The sequence below is a fragment of the Roseibium sp. SCP15 genome, from assembly GCF_040329435.1.
GTDB lineage: Bacteria > Pseudomonadota > Alphaproteobacteria > Rhizobiales > Stappiaceae > Roseibium.
Genome location: NZ_JBDZYI010000002.1, coordinates 758,641 through 778,428, shown reverse-complemented (window position 1 = coordinate 778,428; position 19,788 = coordinate 758,641). Strand labels below are relative to the sequence as shown.

Sequence of the window (19,788 nt, the reverse complement as noted above, 5' to 3'; positions counted from 1 at the left end):
TGTTTTATGAGAATTCTGATCGCTGGACTTCTGGTTTTGCTTGCTGCGGTTGCTGCCCAGTCTGCAATCATGGCACCTCAGCTAAGGTTTGCACCTCGCACTGAGTTTCGAACCAGCAATGATTGGACGCTGCGCATTTCCCGTTCGAAGCTGCACGAAAACGCAATTGTCCTGAGTGTGTCAGGCAGCACAGCGGACAGTAAGCGAGAAAGCGTTTCCCTGGTCTTTTATTGTCTGGACAAGGACTTCTTCGGCGTGTCGTTCCTTGCCTTGCCGGAAGATGACCGATTCAGGCTCCTTTCTGATCAGGACGCCAGATACAGATTGCGGGACGATATTGAAAGAAAGATGCCGGTCGTGCCGGTTGATGGTTTCGCCGGGGAGTATGAAGCCTATTTGGGGCATCTGAAGCCGCCCATCGGAAATGCCAACCTCGTCATGATCACACATCCCGGTCATGCAAACTCACTGCTTTTCAACTCAAGGAAAGGGGGTGAGCTTCAGGTTTCGATGAATGACAGAAACGGAGCAGAGTTCCATCTGCGGTTTGAGGTCGACGGTTTGGTGGAACTGCATGACACCGTGCGCAAGAAATGCGGTTGGTGAACCTCAAATAACTTCCAGCACGACAAGCTGACAGTAGATGCCTTCATTGGTGTGGTAGGGGCTTTGTGTCACGCTCGTGGTTCGTGTCCGGTGCTCGCTTTCCAGTTGCTCAATCCTGTCCTTGAAGCCATCCGCTTCCCAGGCACTGTCTCGAACGGTCAGGACGATCGGCGCCCCTGGTTTGGTGACGCGGATCAAGCCGTCGAGGCCACTGGGGCCCACGTGGCCATTGGTAAAGACGCCGGCGCTTACCGTGCCGTCGTAAAAATCGTGAGCAAGTTCGGTCAACTGGCTGTTGAGATCGGCTTCGCTCAGTTTCCGATAGACACCCTTTTCGCGGGATTGCGCCAACATGGCGGGTGTGAGGTCGACACCATCGACGATCAGGCCCGGTTTGCGTTTCAAAAGCTCGACACCCACCAGCCCGGTGCCGCATCCAGCGTCCAGGATCGTGGCGTTGCCGGAGACCTTCTTGCATAGGGCGTCGGCAACGATCTCCGGGCCGATATAACCGATATCCTGAACAAGGTCAGTGTCGTAGCTGTGGGACCAGCCTTCGTAGAATTTCCGGATCATGTCTGGGCTGCCGTCAAGCAACAGCGCCTGTTTCAAGAGAGCATTCTCGTCATTCATGACCGCCTCCTGTCCAGTTCGAACAGTCTAAGCGACAACGCTGAACCGTGGCAAATCAAGACTTCCGGAAGTCTGGATCTCGCATCAGCCGGGTGCGCATCAATTTAAGCCGCTTGTACCGGAGAGGGCCGGCGGAACAGGAAAAGACAGAGCACGGCCACAAAAAAGAGAAGCGCGGCGGTTGAGGCGAATACGAGAACATAGCTCTTGTGAAACGCGAACAATGTGCTGCAGACGGCCAGTCCAACCGTTCCCCCGATCATCTGGCTGGACATGGAGATGCCACCACCTTGACCGTGTTTGTGCTCGGGGAGCGACGCCATGATTGCCGCCTGTGTTGGAACGAAAACGAACGGAGTGACAATCCCCGCGACCAGCAAGCCGGGAGCAAACAGCCAGATGTTGCCAAAAGGCGCGGCAAGGCTGAGCAAAGCCATCGCAACGGCGATGCCGAAAAGACCGCCGGTTGCCAGCAGACCGGGTGGGTGCTGATCGGTCAGTTTTCCGCAGTAAGGTGCGACAAAGGGTTGGGGAAGTGCTGCAAGCATGACAAGCATGCCGGCCCCCAGCGGCGACAGTGAAAGTTCCGTCTGAGCGTAAAGCGCGGCGAAAATGAAAATCGGCATTTTGGAGTATTGCGCCACGAAGATCGTCAGGTTGGACGCCGCAAAGACCGGGATCTTGAAGAGGTCGACCTCGATCAGCGGATTGGCGGTCCGCAGTTCATAGATCACGAACATCGCAAGCAGTACCAGACCGACGACCATCAGTCCTGAAACGGCTGGAGAACTCCATCCCCAATCCTCTGACTGCATCAGTGAAAAGACAGTGCAGAACATGCCCGATGCGATCAGGGCAAGACCGGTCCAATCGATGGGCGGTGGTGGCGGCCTGTCAACGTCCCGCCAGGAAACGAATGTGACCGCGGCGATCAGGATGACGATCGGCGGGTTGATCCAGAAGATCCAGCGCCAGGACAGAAGATCAGTCAGCAGCCCCCCGACGAGCGGGCCGATTGCCAGGAAAATCGTACCGATTGCCCCCCCGATTCCAAGGGCAAAGCCGCGTTCTTCCTGGGGGAAGGTCATGGCCGTCATGGCAACGAAAAGCGGGAAGATGATCGCCGCGCCAATCCCCTGAAGTGCCCGGGCCGTGATCAGGATCTCTCCGGACGGTGCAAGACCGCCGGCTATCGAACAAAGACCGAAAACCGCAAGCCCCGTCAGGAACACCGGCAGCATGCCGAACTGGTCGCCCAGCTTTCCGCCGACTGCCACAAAACAGGCAAAGACCAAGAGGTAGGAATTCACCACCCAGTGTGACTGGTTGAGCGACAGGTCCAGTTCTGCCTGGATCGTCGGCAGGGCGATGCCGACCACCGTCTCATCCAGAAGCACCAGTCCGAGGACACAACTGACGGCGACCAGAAGCCACCACTTGCGGTTTCCTTCCGAATAAAGGCCCATGACGCCCCCCGTTGGCTCGCGACTGTTAGCCGTCTGCTTCAGGGCAGACGACACAACAATACCACCTGAGGAGGGTAGTCACAGACACCCGGGAAGCGCAAGTTAAGTGGTGCTCTCTGTCAGGCCTTGGCTTTCTTCTTCGGTCTCAATACGTGCACGTGATCGGCGTCATAGAGCGCGCTGTCGCGGAAGTCATCACCCGCATTCAGGGCGTGGCCGACAAAGATCAGAGCCGTTCGCGTGATTTTCGAGGCGCGGATCTTTTCAGCAAGTGTTGAAAGCGTGGCATGGATAAACGCCTCATCCGGCCAACCAACCCGGTAGGCGACGATCACCGGGCAATCCGGACCGTAGTGCGGCGTAAGCTGGCGTTCGATCTCGCGGACGTTGCGGACAGAAAGATGAATTGCCAGCGTTGCGCCGCTCTTGCCCAGAGTGTCGAGATCCTCGTTGTTGGGCATCGCCGAAGACTGCATCGCCGTGCGGGTGACGATGATGGTCTGGGCAACTTCGGGGATCGTGAGTTCGGTCTTCAGAGCCGCTGCAGCTGCCGCAAAAGCGGGCACGCCCGGCGTGACGTCATAGTCGATGTCAAGTGCGTCCAGCCGGCGCATCTGTTCCGCGGTCGCTCCATAAATGGAAGGATCGCCTGAATGGACACGGGCAACGTTGAGGCCCTTGTCATGGGCTTCTTTGATCTCATCGATGATTTCGTCCAGCGTCATCGGAGCGGTGTCGATCACGCGAGCACCTTCCGGTGCCGCTGCAACTATCTGTTCCGGTACCAGCGAACCTGCATAGAGGCAGACGGGGCAGGACTGGATCAGCCGCAGGCCGCGAACGGTGATGAGATCCGGGTCTCCTGGGCCTGCGCCAATGAAATGTACGGTCATGCCTTTTGCTCTTCCAGTTCTGGAGTGTTCGTTTGAGCCTGCTCTGCCTTTGGTGCGTCGATACGCTTGGCATAGCCCCGCGGGGTGTAGACGAAGATCTTGCCGTCACCCTTCATGATCGCTCTCGTGTTGGAAGAGCCGACCATCACGGTGGTGAGCATGTCGACGTCATCCACGCTGAGAGCTTCAAGCGTGGTCACACGCACGGTTTCTTCCGGCCGGCCGAGATTGACACCAAGAATGACGGGTGTGGTCGCAGGGCGGTGCTGCAGGAGAATGTCCTTCGCTGCAGCAAGCTGTGTCCGGCGGCGTTTGGAAACCGGATTGTAGAAGGCGATCACGAAGTCGCCTTCAGCCGCCGCATGCAGTCGCTTCTCGATCGCCTCCCAGGGTGTCAGCAGATCCGAGAGGGAGATCGCGCAGAAGTCATGGCCGATCGGGGCACCGATGCGCGCGGAACAGGCCTGCAGCGCAGTGATGCCGGGCGCATTGGTAACGCTGACCCGCTTGGCCGCATCCGACACGCCGCCATATTCCGCGTTACGGTGCAAAAGTTCGTAGACGAGCGAGCCCATTGCGTAAATTCCGGCATCTCCGGAAGAGATCAAGGCAACGTTCTTGCCCTTGCCGGCCTCCTCCAGCGCAAACCGGACCCGGTCTTCTTCCGCGCCGAGCGGGAAGTTGTGGTGCGTCTTGCCGGTGATGTGCTTTTCGACAATGTCGAGATAAAGCGAATAGCCAACCACATCGGAAGCTTCAGACAAAAGCCTTGTGGCCTCCGGCGTGCGCCAGTCATCCTTGCCGGGACCGATCCCGATCACGGAAAGATGACCCCGGGCCCGACCGACAGCTTCCGGCTCGATCGGTTGCGGCGAGCGGGCAATGGCGCAGGTCGCATTTTCCGTTTTCTGCTTTTCAACGGTCAGCGCGCTGAAAGCTCCGGCAGCGGCAAGTGCGGCGCCTTCGGACACCCCGTGGCAGCCGACTTCGGCAAAGACCACGTTGGAGGGGTTTTTCAGGCGCGGGGTTTCACGTTGCAATTCTTCAGCAGAGAAAAGGCGCAGCGGCACGCCCAGGTGCTCGGCCAGAATGTTCATCGCCTCTTCGTCAGCCTTCAGGTCAATGCTGGCGACACAGGCGACGGCTCCCTTGGCAATGCCTGCTTCGGTCAGGTTGGCTTCAACCAGTTCAATGAGTTCCTGGGGGTCGCAGTGGCGGGCGCATCCCACACCAACGGCAAACTTCTGCGGGTGGTAGACCAGTTGTGTCGGGCTGCCGGCAACCGGCTTTTCGGTTGCAACAAGCGCTATCGCGGCGTCGTCTGCCTCGTCCAGCTTGGCGTCGGCAAGCCAGTCAGCAGATCCTTCCAGGCGTACCGAGGCTCCCGAGAGGAGTTCTGCCATCACCGGCTTCGCATCTTCCGGGTTGGACAGTCGCCACCCCTTCGGCGGAACGTCGAGCGCGATGCCCAGCTTGGTGTCACCGGCGGTGGTGATCGCCGGATGACCTCCGAGCGACTTGGCAAGAATGCGGGCAAGCTCATTGGCGCCCCGATGGCCACCCAGCAGCGGAACGATGCTTGAGCCGTCCTCGGAAACGGCAATCACCGGCGGCTCATTGCGCTTGTCCGACAGGATCGGCGCAAGTGCCCGGATCAGGATGCCGCTGGCACAAAAGCCGATGATCGGATGCCCGGCCTTGAAGAGCAGCTGGATATGCTCCAGCGTTTCGTTGAACTGGGTGTCCGCCGTCGGAACGCGGCCGGCAAGCCCGTGAATTCGAGCGGTCGAAAAGCGTTTCGCGACGTCTTCAGCCGTGTCGAGGCCGGCCTGATTCAGGACGAGTAGGATGGGGGAAGCGTCCACGCTTCTTCTCCCTTGTAGATGAGGATCATGGAAAAATAGGGGGCGGTGTCCGTCTCGAGGTCGATGAGACGATGAACCTTTTGTTCAGAGAGGCTGGCGCGTTCCACATAACCTGCTCTGTCCAACAGGTTCATGTCGCCAAGCAACGCCTTGAGACGTGCCAGGTGCCGACCGACCTTCATGATGGCGACAGCCTGGGCTTCATTGATTTTTTGCCGGATGTCTTCATCCGGCAAGGGGCCCGGAATGACGGTCAGCACGTCATTTCTCGATGTCAGCGGCCGCTGAAGCTGTGCAGCGCACGCTGTCAGGGATGTGACGCCTGGTACGATTTCAATGTCAAAGCGGTCGGAGAGGCGTTCAAACAGATACATGAAGGAGCCGTAGAAGAACGGATCCCCTTCGCAGAGGGTCACGACATCCTGTCCTGAAGCCAGCACCTCGGCGATTTCTCCCGCCGCCTTGTCATAGATTTCCTGCGCCGGAAACCGGTCGACGCGCATCGGCACGATGATCGGAATTTCGCGAGCATCTGCCGGTATCGAGGCAGACGCGATCGAGCGGGCAAAGCTCTCGCCGGAATCGGGAGCAGGATAGGCAATCACTTCGGCGGAGGAGATCAACCGGTGCGCTTTCAGGGTCATCAGCTCCGGATCTCCCGGACCAAGACCAATGCCGTAGAGGGTTCCGCTCATGATCTGGTGTAACTCCACTGGGTCACCGGCATGAGCGGACGCCAACCGGTTAATCCACCGACTGCGCTTGCGCGATGTACCGACAGTTTTTTCAAGGTTCCCCCAAGCGCCTGGTATGCGGCCAGAAGTACTGCTTCGCTTTCCAGCGTCACGGCATTAGCTACCAGCCTTCCGCCGGTGGGGAGGGCATTCAATGCGGCATCGACGATGCCTGAAACCGTCAACCCACCACCAATGAAGATGGCGTCCGGCTGCGGAAGACCTTCTAGACCATCCGGCGCCATGGCATTCTTGAGCTCCAGATGCGGTACGCCGAGAGCAACGGCATTTTCCGCGGCCATCTGCCTTCGCTCAGAATGGGGTTCCAGGCCGATCGCTCGAGTGCGGTTCGCCGCCCGCAGCCATTCGATGGCGACCGAACCGCAGCCCGCACCGATATCCCAAAGCAGAGCACCGGGGTATGGTTTCAGCTCCGCCAACGTGACGGCGCGAATGTCCTGCTTGGTCATTTTACCGTCATGGCGAAAAGCGTCATCTGGGAGACCAGGTGTTCGCCCGCGAAGCCTGAGGCCAGGATCGGCGACGACCTCAAGGCAGAGAGTGTGAAAACCGACGACATCGAAGCACCAGGTTTCGGCAATCCCAGTGACGCGCCGTTCCCTTTCGCCGCCAATATGTTCCAGAACGTCCATCCTGGTCTGGCCGTAACCCTCGTCAGCCAGAAGGTCGGCCACTTGTTGGGGCGTGTCGGCTCCGCTGGTCAAAACGATCAGACGGGCGCCGGGATAGAGCGCGCAACGCAAGAGGTCCACAGGCCGTCCGTGAACCGAAAGGCATTCGGTTTCCTGCACAGCCCAGCCCATGCGGGAGGCAGCAAGCTGGAATGCCGAAAGCGACGGCAGGATCGTCATTTCGTCGGCGCCAAAGCGTTTCAACAGCGATGAGCCGATGCCGAACCACATCGGATCACCGGTCGCAAGGATCGCAACTCTCCGGTCCCTAAGGTTGGCGAAATCGTCAAATACCGAAGAAAACGGCGAAGGCCAGGTTCGCTTTTCCGCCTGAATGGAGCCGGCAAGTTCGAGGTGCCGGGCTCCACCATAAATGATGTCAGCGTGTCCGAGTGCCTCTGCGCCGCCAGGTGCCAGAACACCGTCTTCGCCGATCCCGACCAATGTGAGCCAGGGGGAGGTCATTCGTCCTCCAGCGTGTATGGCTTGATAGTAGGTTTCACGGAAAGGTCTGACGGTTTTCCATCGTTTGAAACGCTGGCTTGCCGTGCACCGCGCGATCGATGATGCTTTTTCTCGTCGCCGTCCGTTTCTGATGCAACAGCCTGACCGCCAGGCCGGGACAGGAAGCCTCTCGAGCGCAGCGGATTAGCGCTCGAGACAGACTTCAACCCCTTGCTTTTGAAGCCTTCCGGCATGTCATCGTTCCTCCGGCAAACCGGCTGCGAGCGCATTGACGGCAGCAGCTGCCATGGCCGAACCACCCCGACGTCCTTTGACGGCGAGATACGGCACATCGAAGGGATTTGCAATGAGTGCGTCTTTCGATTCCGCCGCTCCGACAAATCCGACCGGAAATCCGAGGATCAGCGCAGGCTTCGGTCCTCCTGAGGCAATCAATTCAAGCAAGTGGAACAGTGCCGTTGGCGCATTTCCGATCGCGACCACCGCACCTTCTAGACGATCGCGCCACAGATCGATGGCCGCTGCCGACCGTGTCGTGCCGAGCTTGCGTGCAAGGTCAGGCACCGACGCATCGTTCAAGGTGCAGATGACCTCGGTGTTTTCGGGCAAACGCGAAGAAATGATTCCGTGAGCCACCATTTCCACATCGCAGAAAACAGGAGACTGTGCTGCAAACGCACGCTGTGCGGCCTCGGCCAAATCCTCCGACCAGGCCAGGTCCTGCGGCAGATCGGTCATGCCGCAGGAATGGATCAGACGAATGGCGACGGGCCGCAACCCTTCCGGCATATGAGAAAGATCCGCTTCTTCTCGCACGATGGAAAAGGACTGGCGGTAAATCGCCGAAGGATCTTTCTCGTAGCTGTAGGATGGGGCGGTATCGGTTGACACGTTTTCTGTTACCTTTCGCGGACCAGCGACTTCGGTCCGTGCGGGTGATCCGCATGCGGATAGGGATGGTGGTGATGGCCGTGATCATCGTCGTGTGAATGACCGTGCTCATGGTCGCCATCATGATGGTGATGATCGTGGCGGTGGTGGCCATGCCCGTGATGGTGATGATGACCACCTGCCTGCACCTGTTGCTCGCAGGCGCCGCTGCAGAACTCCTCGCACAGTTTGCACTCCGCTTCGGCCCCAAGACCTTCCACATGATGGTGGTGGCTTTCCTGGGCAAGACCGATTTCCGCTTCGAAGCCAAGCACCTGTTCGCGGTACTTGCACATCTGGCAGTTCATCAGGTTTGCACCTTCCAGGATTTCCTGGACGCGGTCAGCCATCGTATCGATCACGTGGGGATGATCGTTGAGATAATCCGCCTTGAGAAACTCGATATCAGGATGCCTGACGGCAACTTCGTCCGTTGTCCCGTAGATGCGCTGCACCAGTACCCCGGTGAAGAGGAAATACGGGAAGACGATGACACGCTTGTAGCCAAGCCTGGCGGCGTGCTCCAGGCCGGGTCCGACGAGTGGAAATGTGACGCCGGAGTAGCAGGTCTCCGCCCAGCCGAAACCGAAGCCTTCCCAAAGAAGCCGGGTAATCTTGGCGACGTTGGAATTGGCATCCGGATCGGAAGCGCCCCGCCCGACGACCATCAGCAGGGTTTCATGAAGCGGGACGTCGCTATCGGATGCATCGATCGCTTGCTGGATGCGGGCAGCTGCCGCTTTGACCATGCGCGTGTCCACGGCCAGTTCACGGCCGTATGAGATTTTCATCTCCGGATGCATTGCCTGGTAGGTGTTCAGAACCGAGGGGATGTCGTTCTTCGCGTGACCGGCAGCAAACAGCATTCCAGGAACCGCAAGAACATGTGTGCAGCCTTGTTCCCGCAGTTTGTTCAGGCCGTCATGGATGACAGGATTGGCAAATTCCAGGTAGCCGTATTCCACTGGCCAGTCCGGAAACCGGGCTTTCAGACCTTCCGCCAACTGAGCGAATTGCTTGACCGCGCCCTTGTTGCGGCTGCCATGGCCGCAAATCATCAAGCCGAGTTTTTCACTCATTGAGAGACTTCCCCGGTTGTTTCTTCGTCTTCGCCCTGAATGTCCTGCGCGTCTTCGGCGTCTTTCTGCTTGCGCCCTTTAAGAGCTACAAGACCGGCAACGAGCGCCGCACCAGCCAGGGCAGCAACGCCGACCCAATGGGAGTGCCCGGCAAGTTCGCCAAGGTGACCGCCATGTGCGAAGGCCGAAGTGGGCAGGATGGCGGCGGCAAGGCCGGCAAGAATAGTGCGTTGGGTCATGTATCTCCCCAGGATAACAGGCGCCGAAAAGGCGATTTGTGTTGTCGGCACATTGAAGGAGATGAAAGCAGACAGAAACATTCAAGCGGGCACTAAGCCACGCTCTTGCAAGTGTCTTGGACAGCTCCGGCATTGGTCCCCTATTTGGGTCAACCGCATCCAGAATCGCTTTCAGTCCCTAGAAGGACGCCGTCGGATCGCGGCACATTAGGGGAGGCCTCGGGGTGGATCAAGCACGAAAGCGACATCCTTTGGTACAATCAGACACATCCAGCAGCACAGCGCCAGGGCATCGGAATTTGCAGCATTGGCACAGCTGTCATGCGCGCGTTTGTCTTTGATCCGAATTTGTCTTAAGGATCTGCGGTTCTGAATCGGGGGCAACAGGAACTTGAAACAATTCCGGCTAAAATTTCCGGATGTGAAATCAGCAGTCTTTGCGCTGCTGTTCCTGCCGTTTGTCTTCAACGCGCTTGTGCCCCAGGGCTTCATGCCTTCGGTTCAGGCCGAGGGTGGCTTTACGGTCACGTTGTGTACGACCGAAGGCCTGCGAACCGTTACGCTTGATGCCAACGGCGTTGAGGTTCCGCCAGGTTCCGATGAGGAGCCGGAAACCGGCACGATGGAACACTGTGTGTTCGCTGGTGTCGGAGCGTTCCTGGATTCGGGCAAGCAGCCTGAAGTCGCTCTTCCGGACCTTCCCGCGCAACAACAGCCTGTTCTACAGACAATTGCGTGGCGGCAGGCCGCCGTTCACGGTCAAAACGGCGCACGTGCGCCACCTCATGGGGTCTGATCTTCCCGCTTTCTTTTTGAAATTCAATTGAGACCGGACCTGCCCGCGGCATCGAACCTTTGCGGCTGTTCCGGTGAGGAGATCCCATGAGCAATACTTCTCAGGGCGCCATAGGTGCGTCCACTGCCAGCCGCTTTTACCTGGCGGCCTGGCGTTGGCATTTTTATGCCGGACTGTTTGTCATTCCGTTTCTGATGATTCTGGCCGTGACTGGCATGATCATGATGTATATCGGATATTTTGATGGTCGAGACGGTGAAAAGGTCACCGTTCCTGTTCCTCCGGGAGCGCCTGCGCTGAGTGTGTCGGCGCAAGCAGAGGTGGCTCTTGCAAGCCGGCCGGACGGAAAGATCGTCGAATGGCTCAAGGGCAGGGCCGACGACAATGTATCCGTATTCCGGGTCAAGGCCGATGGTGTCCAGACCATGGTCGCGGTCGATCCCTATACTGGTGAAGTGGTTGAGAGCTGGGAACGGCGTCAAGGCTGGTACGACTTTGCCGATGGCATTCACAGCGATCTCATGCTTGGCACGACAGGCGACCGCTTGTTGGAAATCGCTGCTGGCCTGGCAATCGTCCTGATCGTTACCGGTATTTATCTCTGGTGGCCGAGAGATCGCTCTTTGCTGCGTGCTCTGGTACCGGATTTGAGCGAGAAGGGCAGGGCGCTTTGGAAAACATTGCACGCCAATGTCGGTGTTTATCTGTCGGTGATCCTGTTGCTTTTCCTGATTTCGGGCATGGCCTGGACGGGTGTCTGGGGCAGCAAGCTGGTTCAGGCTTGGAACACATTTCCCGCTGAAAAATGGAACAATGTGCCACTTTCCGACGAAACCCATGCTTCAATGAATCACGGACCCGTCGGGGAAGTGCCCTGGGCCATTGAACAGACGCCAATGCCCGCTTCCGGGTCTGAGGCCGGCGTGATCGGGATTGCCCCCGGTGTTCCGGTCACCATTGACAGTGTTGCGAAGCTTGCCGATGCGATCGGGTTCAACGCCCGCTACCGTGTAGCCTATCCGAATGGTGCGACAGGTGTCTGGACGATCAATCAGGACACGATGAGTGCTGATGCCGAGGATCCATTCTCGGACCGGACGGTTCATGTGGACCAATACACGGGCAGGGTGTTGGCGAATGTCGCATTTGCGGATTACTCGCTGGCCGGCAAGGCCATGGCAGTTGGCATTCCGCTGCATATGGGGCTGATCGGCTTGTGGAATTTCATCTTGAACACGATTGTCTGCCTGTCGGTGATCTTCCTGTGTGTCAGCGGCGTTGCGATGTGGTGGCTCCGGCGGCCAAAGGGGGCTGCATTGCGCGTATTTGCTCCAAAGACGCCGGATGACCTGCCGCATTGGCGCGGTGCGATGATCCTGATGCTGTTCCTGTCGCTGGCCTTTCCGCTTGTCGGCATTACCCTGCTGACCGTACTGGCACTCGACTACATCCTCGTCAAACGCGTGCCCGCTCTCCGCAAAGCGTTTGGCTAAATCTTGTCCGGGCGCTGCATCAGCGCCCGGCATTTCCAGTATCAGGATATGACAGCAGCCTTTGGAACCGAGGTCTGACCGGTTGACTGTGCTGACTGTTTTCTGGAATGACCTGCCGCAAGGCGCTGCAGTTACGCAGTTCCATGAAACGTAGGCAACGCAGTGCTTGATCAAATGGAATTTTCCGGAGAGCTGTGGCTCTCGCCCGGACCGGGAGGCTGGACCTTCATCACACTGCCGCAGGACTGCGCCGACCAGATCCGGTTTTACACCGGCAGCAGGAAAGGCCGGGCCTGGGGCATGATAAAGGTGAAGGCCAGTATCGGTTCATCGAGCTGGGACACGACAATCTGGCCGGACAAGGCTTCCGGTTCTTTTTTGCTGCCGGTCAAGGCTGCGGTCCGAAAGGCGGAGAAGATATCTGCCGGAGACAAGGCCGAAGTCGTTGTAAGACTTCTGACACCGCCTGGATTTTAACAGGAATTAGGCCGCGATTGCCCAATCGCCTGCATCTTCACGGGCGCCAATCAGGGCCAGGCCGTTGGCGACCGAGGTCAGCTCGTTGCCGCCGGATATCCGCTCCTGCCCGAACCGATTGGCAAATTGTCGGCGGACTGCGGGTACAAAGGAGGTGCCCCCGGTCATGAACACCCGGTCAATATCATCTTCGCTCAGGCCGGCCTTCGCGAGGGTGGCATCGAGTGCCTTGTCCATTTTGGCAAGATCGGGTGCGATCCAGTTTTCGAAGTTCTTCCGGGAGACACTTGCCTTGAAGTCTGGCCCCAGGGGCGCAAAGGAAAACTCTGCCTCCTCTTCGGATGACAGGAGTGCCTTGGTTTCCGAGACGGACTTGTAAAGCGGATACCCCTGGTCTTCATCGACAAGATCGATGAACAGCTCGATCTTCTCCGGTTCCACACACCAGCGCAGCAGCTTCTTCATTTCCTTGTAGTCGTCAGAGGTCTTGAAGATCGAGAGCATGTGCCAGCGGGCGAAATTGGAGAACAGGTTGGGCGGGATTTCCAGCACCTTGCCCATGCTCCTGTAGGTCGAGCCCTTACCGAGTTTCGGCAGGATGACATTGTCAATGATGCGATAATCGAAAGTGTCCCCGGCGATGCCGATTCCGCCACGACCGAGCGGTGTCGCCTTCAGATGACCTGCCGCCATCTCGAACCGCATGATGGAATAGTCGGTGGTGCCACCACCAAGGTCCGCCACCAGTATTGTGGTGTCCTTCTCCAGAGACTGGGCGTAGGAGAAGGCGGCGCCGACCGGTTCCATCACAAACAGGATGTCCTTGAAACCGACCTTCTGAAATGCCTTGCGGTACCGCTCCATCGCCAGCGCTTCATCCGGATTGTAACCTGCGAATTCCACCGGCCGGCCAACGGTTAGCCGCGTCGAAGACGGATCGAATGCCGCTCCGGCGCGCTCGAACGCGCATTCCAGAAAGGTGGCCATCAGGTCTTCAAATTCAAACCGGACTCCGAAGACGCCGGTGCCCTTGAACACGGGACTTGCAGCAAATGTCTTCAGCGACTGGATAAACCGTACATCGCCATAGCTTTCCAGAAACTGCTTGATCGCCCAGGGTCCCGCCTCAGCATTCAACGCCCTTGCCGCCCCACGGTCGAGAAAGCTCAGAACCGTAGCCAGTGATGTGAAGGCATCGCTGCTGTCGCCGAAGGAAATCGGCTGTGTCGCAAAGTCGCTGTCCGCCGAAACCGCCACGGTATTGGAGGTGCCAAAATCAAGGCCGATTGTTTGGGGCATGAAAGAAACTTTTCTTGGTATAGCAGTTTGCAAGTCGGAAACTTGTCGATACAGCCACGGGCCTTGGGGCAATCTTGGAGGCCGAGAACCGGAATGATTAGTCTGAAGTTAAGGCGAATGCAAACGAGGCTGAGCTTGAAAATCGGTTTTGTCTGAAGGCGCTGTCACTGACAGATAGCATTAGGATGAGTGATTATGCGCGAAAACTTCGAATGCCAATTCTAAAGTGGAGAATAAAGTCGACTAGAGAAAATGCCAACTTCGTTAAATGGGGGAATAGGTCGTAAATCAAATAAGTATCTGATTTCGTTTTGCGGCGTTCAAGATTGCAAATTATGAATTTTCGCAATTGAGCCTTCGCTATTTCGTCTGTCGCAAGAATGTTCTCACACGTCCAAGCATGATCTAGAGCGGGGATAGATTTTAGCGAAATAAGATCGTCGATCGCCATCGCCATAGGGCTTTTTTGGAAGAGATTAAATCCATTAAACTCACCTCGGACACCTTTGATACGCAAAGGTACAGTTGGAATGCCTAGATACATGGAATGGAGCAATATTGTCGATGTAATCCCTATGCATAACGAGGCTTCAGGCAAGTACTCCCGCGGCGGGCCATATTCAACAATGATATTACTGGTTTCTTTACGGGTTCGACGAACCTCGTCCACTAAGAATTGAATATGCGTCCGATCAGGAGCATTATGGTTGGAGTTCTCTGTGGGTTTATTGCGAGCAAGAATTCTTAACGTCGCGTCTGGTCGCGCTTCTGCAAGATCAAATAATTTTCTCGTAAGATTTCTTCTGTTCTTGTATCCTTTTGGCAATATATTTTGATCAATATATAATATTGACTTGTTATTGTCTGATTTCTTGTCGAGGTTGGTTAGCGTGGGGTAGCCGAAAATTAGAGAATTATCAGGAGGTTTATTTGAGAAAATTCGATTAATTCTTTTATAATCTTTGTAAGTCCTGGGTTCGTTAAACAAAACAATGTCTGCGCCAGCGCGCAGCCATTGGCCATAGGTTTGAAGATAGTAGGAAACCCCGGGAAAGCAGCAAATTGTCAACGGAGTCTTTGAGTTCCTCCTTTGCTGACATTTATGCAAATCAAGTACTTTCTTTGCTAAAGTTCCGTGCAGACCCAAAAACGCTGCTTCGAATTGTTGCCAGAAGCTAGGAGCAAACAGTTTGTCAGTGGGTAACAATTGTGGGGAAAGCAATTGCAGTCCGTCGATGCTGTGAGCCATACGACGCAACTGACGTTCGGATACGACAGGTCTTTCCTCCTTTGAAACTATGAATAACTCGAGTTTCCAGCCTTCAGTTCGGAAGGTTGATGCAATCGCATCGGCATGCGGGACATAGGAATCAGCTCCAATCACGAGGGCTACTCGAACAGGTTGAGAGTGGCCTTGTCGGTCAAGTTTTAAGGGAGGGAAGTTTTTAGTCATCGGTATCAGGAATTGCAATCAGTACGGTTTCCATGACCGGTGTCGGGCTAAACTTCCTGAGTTGAAATCGGTAGTTTAGTTGAAGGCCTTCGATCCAATCTCTAATGCCCAAAAAATCTTCGGCTGAGTGATACACGGAAATAAGAAGGAATGGTCTATGTTTTTTTATCGTGGCAGTTGCACCGTTAAGCACTAAACGCTCGTATCCTTCCACATCTAGTTTAATAAGACCAATATCTAGCTGTCGTTCGACTGAAAATTCATCGATGGCAACGAGGCGAATACTGTCATTGTTTATCTCGTCGCTGATTTCGTTGTCGGGGATGATATAATTGCCGGCGCGAAGGTTTTGAGTCAGTTGGGCGTTGCCACTCGTGTCAGAAAGTCCACTTCGGATCGGTGCAATTAGATCTTGCTTCCCTTCACGAGTGACATTGGACTTTAGAATCTCAAAGGAATCGAGAGCAGGCTCAAAGCAATAAATACGACGTGGATCGAAATCCAGAAATGCAAAGGCAGAGTCACCCCCATAAGCTCCTCCATCTATGAAATCTCGGCCCTTAAGTTTTGAACTAATTTGGACTGGCAACTCGCGCAAGCCGTGAGCATATGCAAGTGACTGCTTCACGGCGCCCATATTCACAGAGCCGCCTAGGGTAATCTGTTCCAGTTTTTTCTTAGTCAATTTGTGCTGTTTCGAGAAGTCGATACCAGAACGAGCTTCTAAGAAATCCGAGTCATAGCGCAGGTGCTGCTGTATCGTTTCATCCCAACTTACTAGGAAGGCGTCCTGCATTACGAGCTTAGCGGTTCTGAGGGATAGCTCATCCATATCTCGGCACATGTGCATTGCTGCAGTCAGGGCATCATGAAGACTTGTATTCCTCACATACGCACTCCAACTTTTGTCCATTACCGGAACAGAGCGGAAAGAGCGCCATTTCACTGGAGAAAGCCCTTTTGCAGCGTGCTGCCGAGCTTCTAGCAACCGCCCTTGCAGAACGTTCATCTCGTTGTTTAGATGTGATTTGAGTAGCTTAATGTCCGTGATTTCTGTTTCAAGATTTGCTTGCTTTTTCTTGTGGCTCCTATCGAGCTCTTTTTTGGCAGTCTCCAGTTCCGCCAGTTCCATTTCCGACACTTTTAAACTGGATTTGAGTGCCGCGTTTGCTTCCTTTAGATTCTTGTTTTCATTTTGAAGCACTTTGTGCTCCTGCTTCGTAACAAGGCGAAGTTTGGTCACGTCGCCAAGCGTATTCAGTAAAAGTTTTCCAACGGATAGAGGAAGTTTCTTGGTTAGCGATTTGCTTGCTGTCTCCTTGATGTCTTTGTTCGCTGTAAGTAAGTTCCGTACTTTTCGGTTCCGCTCTATAATCATTTCGTCATCAAGAAAGATGTAGTCGAGAACTTGTGCAGGTGTTTCTGGCTTTGGCCATTTTTGAACCGAGAGCCGTTTCGCTACACGCTGAATGATTTCATCTTCATAGGACGTTTGACGTTGGTTTAGGTTTTGCTTGAAAATTTCCTTCGCCAGCGACTGATAGGAATCGTGCGTCTCTTCTCTGGCGTTAACTTGCGATATCTTTTTGATGCTGGGAATGTAGCGGAGCTTGAGGGCGGCATTTACAACATGCTGCTCGACATATCCTAGCGAAGCTGGAATTAGCTCGGTTTTGTAGCGAAAAGACGGAACACCATATAACTCATAAGAATTAAAAAGAGTTGTGCTGCCAAAACCTACTGTAATTGATGGCTTCAGTTTGTCTACGATACTTTCGGCAATACTGGAGTAATTTGTAACATCGATCAAGTTTTGAGCGTAGTCTTCGGTAGCTTGAACTCGTATACTATCAAAAAGCTTAAAAGTCGGACGGGGATGGTCTTTGAAATAGACGGTCAAGCCAGCCTCAAGGAGCATGTTCGCAAGCTCAACATGCGCTTTTGTCGTTTGCTCAATCGTGATTCGATTGAAACGCCAAAGCGGTGCCGTACAGAGAAGGGCCGTCGGTTTAGGTGAGGGGCTTAATAACGCTTCGTTAAATTGAGATGATTTGTTGAGCTTGTCCCGCAAAATATCCGGATGCATCTTTTGAACAGGTACATCCAAATCTTTCAACGCTTGCGGAAAAAGCTTGTCGAAATAGTTTGTGCTGATAAACCGGCTCGAAGTTGCCAATCCACCGGATTTCGAGTTGTGAAACATCTTTCCACAGTAACCAAGCATGCCTTCTTCATAGACAGTGATTCTGGCACCCTTGAAAACTTTTTTTAATGCATCGAAACGCGTACCACTTGATTCTGCAAAAACCAATATTTCATCGATTTTGGTGTTCGAAAAATTCGCAGCCAACCCCTTAGTATCGATGGTGTTCAACCGTTCATCTAGAATGAATTTCTCGAGATGATGAACTTGATCGAAATTATGCAGCGCTCTTGCCTGTTCTTCAGAACGCGTCTGGAATTTGGGGTTTCCGTCTACGGAAAAAAGCAGCAGATGATCGTTATATTCTACATTGTTTTCCGAAATGGTCTCAAGTGCCGAAACCCCTATTGCCGTACAAATTCCTCCGGTGCTGTACAAAAGTCGCGAATATTTTTTGGGAGCGCCCATGCAAACTATTCCTGTCAATTTGATCTGGTTGTCTTATCAGTTTTTCTGACTATTTCTAGCGTCTGCAGTTCCGAAAATTGGATATGTTCCGCTTGCCTGTGCGATGGTAGTGGACAGAAACGTCCAAAACGCGCTCTGACGCTGAGCTTGCACGAGCACGAACCGGTTTGGCCAATATCTGATTGATTTTCTGTTTGCGATAAACCACTGGCAGCTTTGCTGGAACAGTCTTTCGATGGTTCGTGAGACTTACGCCAGACCCAGAAATTACTAGGCATGGTGCAGCGGTTGCGACATTGAAACGCAATTGCGCTTGATTTGTATACATCGAGCTCGAGCATCGCAAGACATTCGTCAATGATTGGTGTGCGGTTCGTTTCAGTGGTGACTTGTTTCATTCATCTGGCCATCGCTTAAACTTGGGGATATAAGCGATCGTGACAGTTCTACTCATTTTAGGCTTTGGGCCAGAAATCACAGCGGATCTTTCTATGAATTTGCCTTATCAGAATCCCCCGATCGAGCCACAAGACCTGGCACCGTTGCTAATCGAGGAACTTGACGCCTTAGCCAGTCACTCAAACTCAAGCAGCGAGTTTGTTGGGCTGGTAAAGACACATACCGATGGGTTAAAAACCGCGCTGTGCGCCGAACAACAGGAAAAGCTCGCCGAAAAGGTAAAAGCGGTCCTAGATTTTGTATCTGGCCATATTATCCCAACCGCAAAGGACGTCCAATTTCGTGTGGACCTTAATGACGTCAATCAGAACTCGCTTTGGGAACTTGGGAGAGCAGCTCTGGCAGCCCACGGAGTGTTCATTGTCGATAACTACTTTAGTGCTGAGCAGATAGACAGAGCGCAAAATGAACTGAGCCAGATAGAAAAAGTCGCCCGGAAGCAGTTCGAGCTCGGGGAGTTTTTGGAGACCGATCAGCTCATTGTCGACCATCCTGTGGAACCTCGAATTACAGGTTTTCATAATCGAGCCAGAAGCGGCAAATGTTATGTGTTCAGTAGGCCCGAGGAAGACTCGGGGATAGTCGAAGTGGTCAATGTCGAGCGCGCCTGTCCGACGATCAAACGGTTTGTTCAGCCCAAGCTAACCACTAGTGAAATAATCGAGGCTCTGAACCATGGAGCCTCGTCGACTGAGCTGCAGCCTCGCCATCTGAATGCATATATTAATGCGACAAACCCTGCGACACGAGGGCTTCACCTTGATACGCAAAGGTGGTGTGCAAAGGGCTTTCTCTATCTGACCGATGTTGACGATATCGCTGACGGACCATTCGCTTACGTGCCAGGTACACATGTGACAACAAGTCCGATGAAGAGGTTGTGTATCCGCTACAACGAACAGATTAGAGGACTCAAAAGTCCGCGCAATCTGGAGATGGACCTGCAAAGCGCAGAATATTCTTATCCGGTTCTGGCCAAACGGGGAACGTTTATTATTGGATACACTTGCGGAATTCATCGTGGGATGCCGAGAATAGGTGATACTAGGCGCGAAGTTCTTATACAAAACTATTTTTGACAAAGACCGGCTCAACCTTCGGGAAGAAAGTTCTAAGGGTGCAGTAACGCCAAAGCCATTTGCAAAATGGCTTCAATAAATTGTTGAAACCTTTGCAATGGCGTAGCCCTAGGCAATTTTCTCGTGGCAAAACAAGGGCAGTCAAATGCCTGTGCTGGGCAGAATTTGAAAACCCCGTTCTAAATGGGCGCCAAATGGTAGGTCGGAATTCTGTAGGGTGAAAGTATCGCGTGATTAGACGCGCAAACATAAATTTCGTCTTCCCGGAAACAGCGCTAGATACGCCGAAAAACTAAACTTTCTAGTGAAAGATCATAACAGTTTTGTAATTGGATTCGTATTGGTGACCAAATAAAACAGGCAATCTCAGTTTTGAGGAGGTCGTTGTTTGAAGTTGGTGTTTTCAATATGAGAATGAACAAACGCTCCAAAAAGAGATAATTGTTAACAATGCGGTGGAATCCGATCTGTTTAACCTTATTTCTTGACCTTCAAGATTACTTTCTTCATTTTCTCGCG

The 19,788-nt window shown here is 54.3% G+C and carries 17 protein-coding genes; 5 read left to right on the top strand and 12 right to left on the bottom strand.

Annotated features, from left to right (window positions below):
* Positions 1 to 6 precede the first annotated feature (6 nt).
* A complete protein-coding gene (locus ABLO27_RS10970; RefSeq protein WP_353032847.1) occupies positions 7 to 606 on the top strand; it encodes a hypothetical protein in 600 nt (199 codons plus the stop codon).
* Between the two features lie 3 nt (positions 607 to 609).
* Here ABLO27_RS10970 and ABLO27_RS10965 read toward each other — a convergent pair whose 3' ends face one another.
* The 9 genes from ABLO27_RS10965 to ABLO27_RS10925 form a co-directional block, all read right to left on the bottom strand.
* The gene (locus ABLO27_RS10965; protein ID WP_353032845.1) at positions 610 to 1,239 is read right to left on the bottom strand and encodes a class I SAM-dependent DNA methyltransferase; all 630 of its coding nucleotides are present in this window, start codon (positions 1,237 to 1,239) and stop codon (positions 610 to 612) included.
* A gap of 104 nt (positions 1,240 to 1,343) precedes the next feature.
* The gene (locus tag ABLO27_RS10960; protein ID WP_353032843.1) at positions 1,344 to 2,705 is read right to left on the bottom strand and encodes an MFS transporter; all 1,362 of its coding nucleotides are present in this window, start codon (positions 2,703 to 2,705) and stop codon (positions 1,344 to 1,346) included.
* A gap of 119 nt (positions 2,706 to 2,824) precedes the next feature.
* Positions 2,825 to 3,598 carry a precorrin-4 C(11)-methyltransferase gene (cobM, locus tag ABLO27_RS10955; protein WP_353032841.1) on the bottom strand — a complete coding sequence of 258 codons (774 nt, stop codon included), beginning with the start codon at positions 3,596 to 3,598 and terminating at the stop codon, positions 2,825 to 2,827.
* Entirely contained in the window at positions 3,595 to 5,463 is a 1,869-nt protein-coding gene (gene cobJ / locus ABLO27_RS10950; protein ID WP_353032839.1) for a precorrin-3B C(17)-methyltransferase, read from the bottom strand. Before cobJ ends, cobM begins: the two co-directional genes overlap by 4 nt.
* Positions 5,433 to 6,158, bottom strand: coding sequence for a precorrin-2 C(20)-methyltransferase (gene cobI / locus ABLO27_RS10945; protein ID WP_353032837.1), 726 nt, complete (start codon positions 6,156 to 6,158; stop codon positions 5,433 to 5,435). Before cobI ends, cobJ begins: the two co-directional genes overlap by 31 nt.
* A complete protein-coding gene (gene cbiE, locus ABLO27_RS10940) occupies positions 6,155 to 7,354 on the bottom strand; it encodes a precorrin-6y C5,15-methyltransferase (decarboxylating) subunit CbiE (protein WP_353032835.1) in 1,200 nt (399 codons plus the stop codon). The genes cobI and cbiE overlap by 4 nt, the downstream gene beginning before the upstream one ends.
* 234 nt (positions 7,355 to 7,588) lie before the next feature.
* Positions 7,589 to 8,245, bottom strand: a complete 657-nt coding sequence (locus tag ABLO27_RS10935) for a precorrin-8X methylmutase (RefSeq protein WP_353032833.1) — start codon at positions 8,243 to 8,245, stop codon at positions 7,589 to 7,591.
* An 8-nt stretch (positions 8,246 to 8,253) separates the two neighbouring features.
* Positions 8,254 to 9,363, bottom strand: a complete 1,110-nt coding sequence (locus tag ABLO27_RS10930; protein WP_353032831.1) for a sirohydrochlorin chelatase — start codon at positions 9,361 to 9,363, stop codon at positions 8,254 to 8,256.
* Entirely contained in the window at positions 9,360 to 9,602 is a 243-nt protein-coding gene (locus ABLO27_RS10925; RefSeq protein WP_353032829.1) for a DUF6732 family protein, read from the bottom strand. The genes ABLO27_RS10930 and ABLO27_RS10925 overlap by 4 nt, the downstream gene beginning before the upstream one ends.
* Positions 9,603 to 10,023: 421 nt before the next feature.
* On the opposite strand from ABLO27_RS10925, the gene ABLO27_RS10920 reads away from it, so the two are divergent.
* The 3 genes from ABLO27_RS10920 (at position 10,024) to ABLO27_RS10910 (ending at position 12,368) form a co-directional block, all read left to right on the top strand.
* Positions 10,024 to 10,398, top strand: coding sequence for a DUF2946 family protein (locus ABLO27_RS10920; RefSeq protein WP_353032827.1), 375 nt, complete (start codon positions 10,024 to 10,026; stop codon positions 10,396 to 10,398).
* Positions 10,399 to 10,484: 86 nt separating this feature from the next.
* Positions 10,485 to 11,891 carry a PepSY-associated TM helix domain-containing protein gene (locus ABLO27_RS10915; protein ID WP_353032825.1) on the top strand — a complete coding sequence of 469 codons (1,407 nt, stop codon included), beginning with the start codon at positions 10,485 to 10,487 and terminating at the stop codon, positions 11,889 to 11,891.
* Between the two features lie 162 nt (positions 11,892 to 12,053).
* Positions 12,054 to 12,368, top strand: coding sequence for a DUF1905 domain-containing protein (locus tag ABLO27_RS10910; RefSeq protein ID WP_353032823.1), 315 nt, complete (start codon positions 12,054 to 12,056; stop codon positions 12,366 to 12,368).
* A 6-nt stretch (positions 12,369 to 12,374) separates the two neighbouring features.
* On the opposite strand, the gene ABLO27_RS10905 is transcribed toward ABLO27_RS10910, so the two are convergent.
* From ABLO27_RS10905 to ABLO27_RS10895, 3 genes are all read right to left on the bottom strand, one after another.
* Complete coding sequence (locus ABLO27_RS10905) at positions 12,375 to 13,667, bottom strand: Hsp70 family protein (protein ID WP_353032821.1); 1,293 nt, start codon at positions 13,665 to 13,667, stop codon at positions 12,375 to 12,377.
* Between the two features lie 193 nt (positions 13,668 to 13,860).
* Positions 13,861 to 15,051: a DUF6716 putative glycosyltransferase gene (locus tag ABLO27_RS10900; protein WP_353032819.1), complete on the bottom strand. Its 1,191-nt coding sequence runs from the start codon at positions 15,049 to 15,051 to the stop codon at positions 13,861 to 13,863.
* 61 nt (positions 15,052 to 15,112) lie between these two features.
* Complete coding sequence (locus ABLO27_RS10895; RefSeq protein ID WP_353032817.1) at positions 15,113 to 17,731, bottom strand: FkbM family methyltransferase; 2,619 nt, start codon at positions 17,729 to 17,731, stop codon at positions 15,113 to 15,115.
* A gap of 437 nt (positions 17,732 to 18,168) precedes the next feature.
* Between ABLO27_RS10895 and ABLO27_RS10890 the strand changes: the two genes are divergently transcribed.
* Positions 18,169 to 19,269, top strand: coding sequence for a hypothetical protein (locus ABLO27_RS10890; RefSeq protein ID WP_353032815.1), 1,101 nt, complete (start codon positions 18,169 to 18,171; stop codon positions 19,267 to 19,269).
* The last annotated feature ends 519 nt before the right edge of the window (positions 19,270 to 19,788 follow it).

Bases quoted from the DNA above. Each gene is read 5' to 3' on its own strand.
- ABLO27_RS10970 (WP_353032847.1), top strand. From the start codon at position 7: ATGAGAATTCTGATCGCTGGACTTCTGGTTTTGCTTGCTGCGGTTGCT.
- ABLO27_RS10965 (WP_353032845.1), bottom strand. From the start codon at position 1,239: ATGAATGACGAGAATGCTCTCTTGAAACAGGCGCTGTTGCTTGACGGC.
- ABLO27_RS10960 (WP_353032843.1), bottom strand. From the start codon at position 2,705: ATGGGCCTTTATTCGGAAGGAAACCGCAAGTGGTGGCTTCTGGTCGCC.
- cobM (WP_353032841.1), bottom strand. From the start codon at position 3,598: ATGACCGTACATTTCATTGGCGCAGGCCCAGGAGACCCGGATCTCATC.
- cobI (WP_353032837.1), bottom strand. From the start codon at position 6,158: ATGAGCGGAACCCTCTACGGCATTGGTCTTGGTCCGGGAGATCCGGAG.
- cbiE (WP_353032835.1), bottom strand. From the start codon at position 7,354: ATGACCTCCCCCTGGCTCACATTGGTCGGGATCGGCGAAGACGGTGTT.
- ABLO27_RS10930 (WP_353032831.1), bottom strand. From the start codon at position 9,363: ATGAGTGAAAAACTCGGCTTGATGATTTGCGGCCATGGCAGCCGCAAC.
- ABLO27_RS10925 (WP_353032829.1), bottom strand. From the start codon at position 9,602: ATGACCCAACGCACTATTCTTGCCGGCCTTGCCGCCGCCATCCTGCCC.
- ABLO27_RS10915 (WP_353032825.1), top strand. From the start codon at position 10,485: ATGAGCAATACTTCTCAGGGCGCCATAGGTGCGTCCACTGCCAGCCGC.
- ABLO27_RS10905 (WP_353032821.1), bottom strand. From the start codon at position 13,667: ATGCCCCAAACAATCGGCCTTGATTTTGGCACCTCCAATACCGTGGCG.
- ABLO27_RS10895 (WP_353032817.1), bottom strand. From the start codon at position 17,731: ATGGGCGCTCCCAAAAAATATTCGCGACTTTTGTACAGCACCGGAGGA.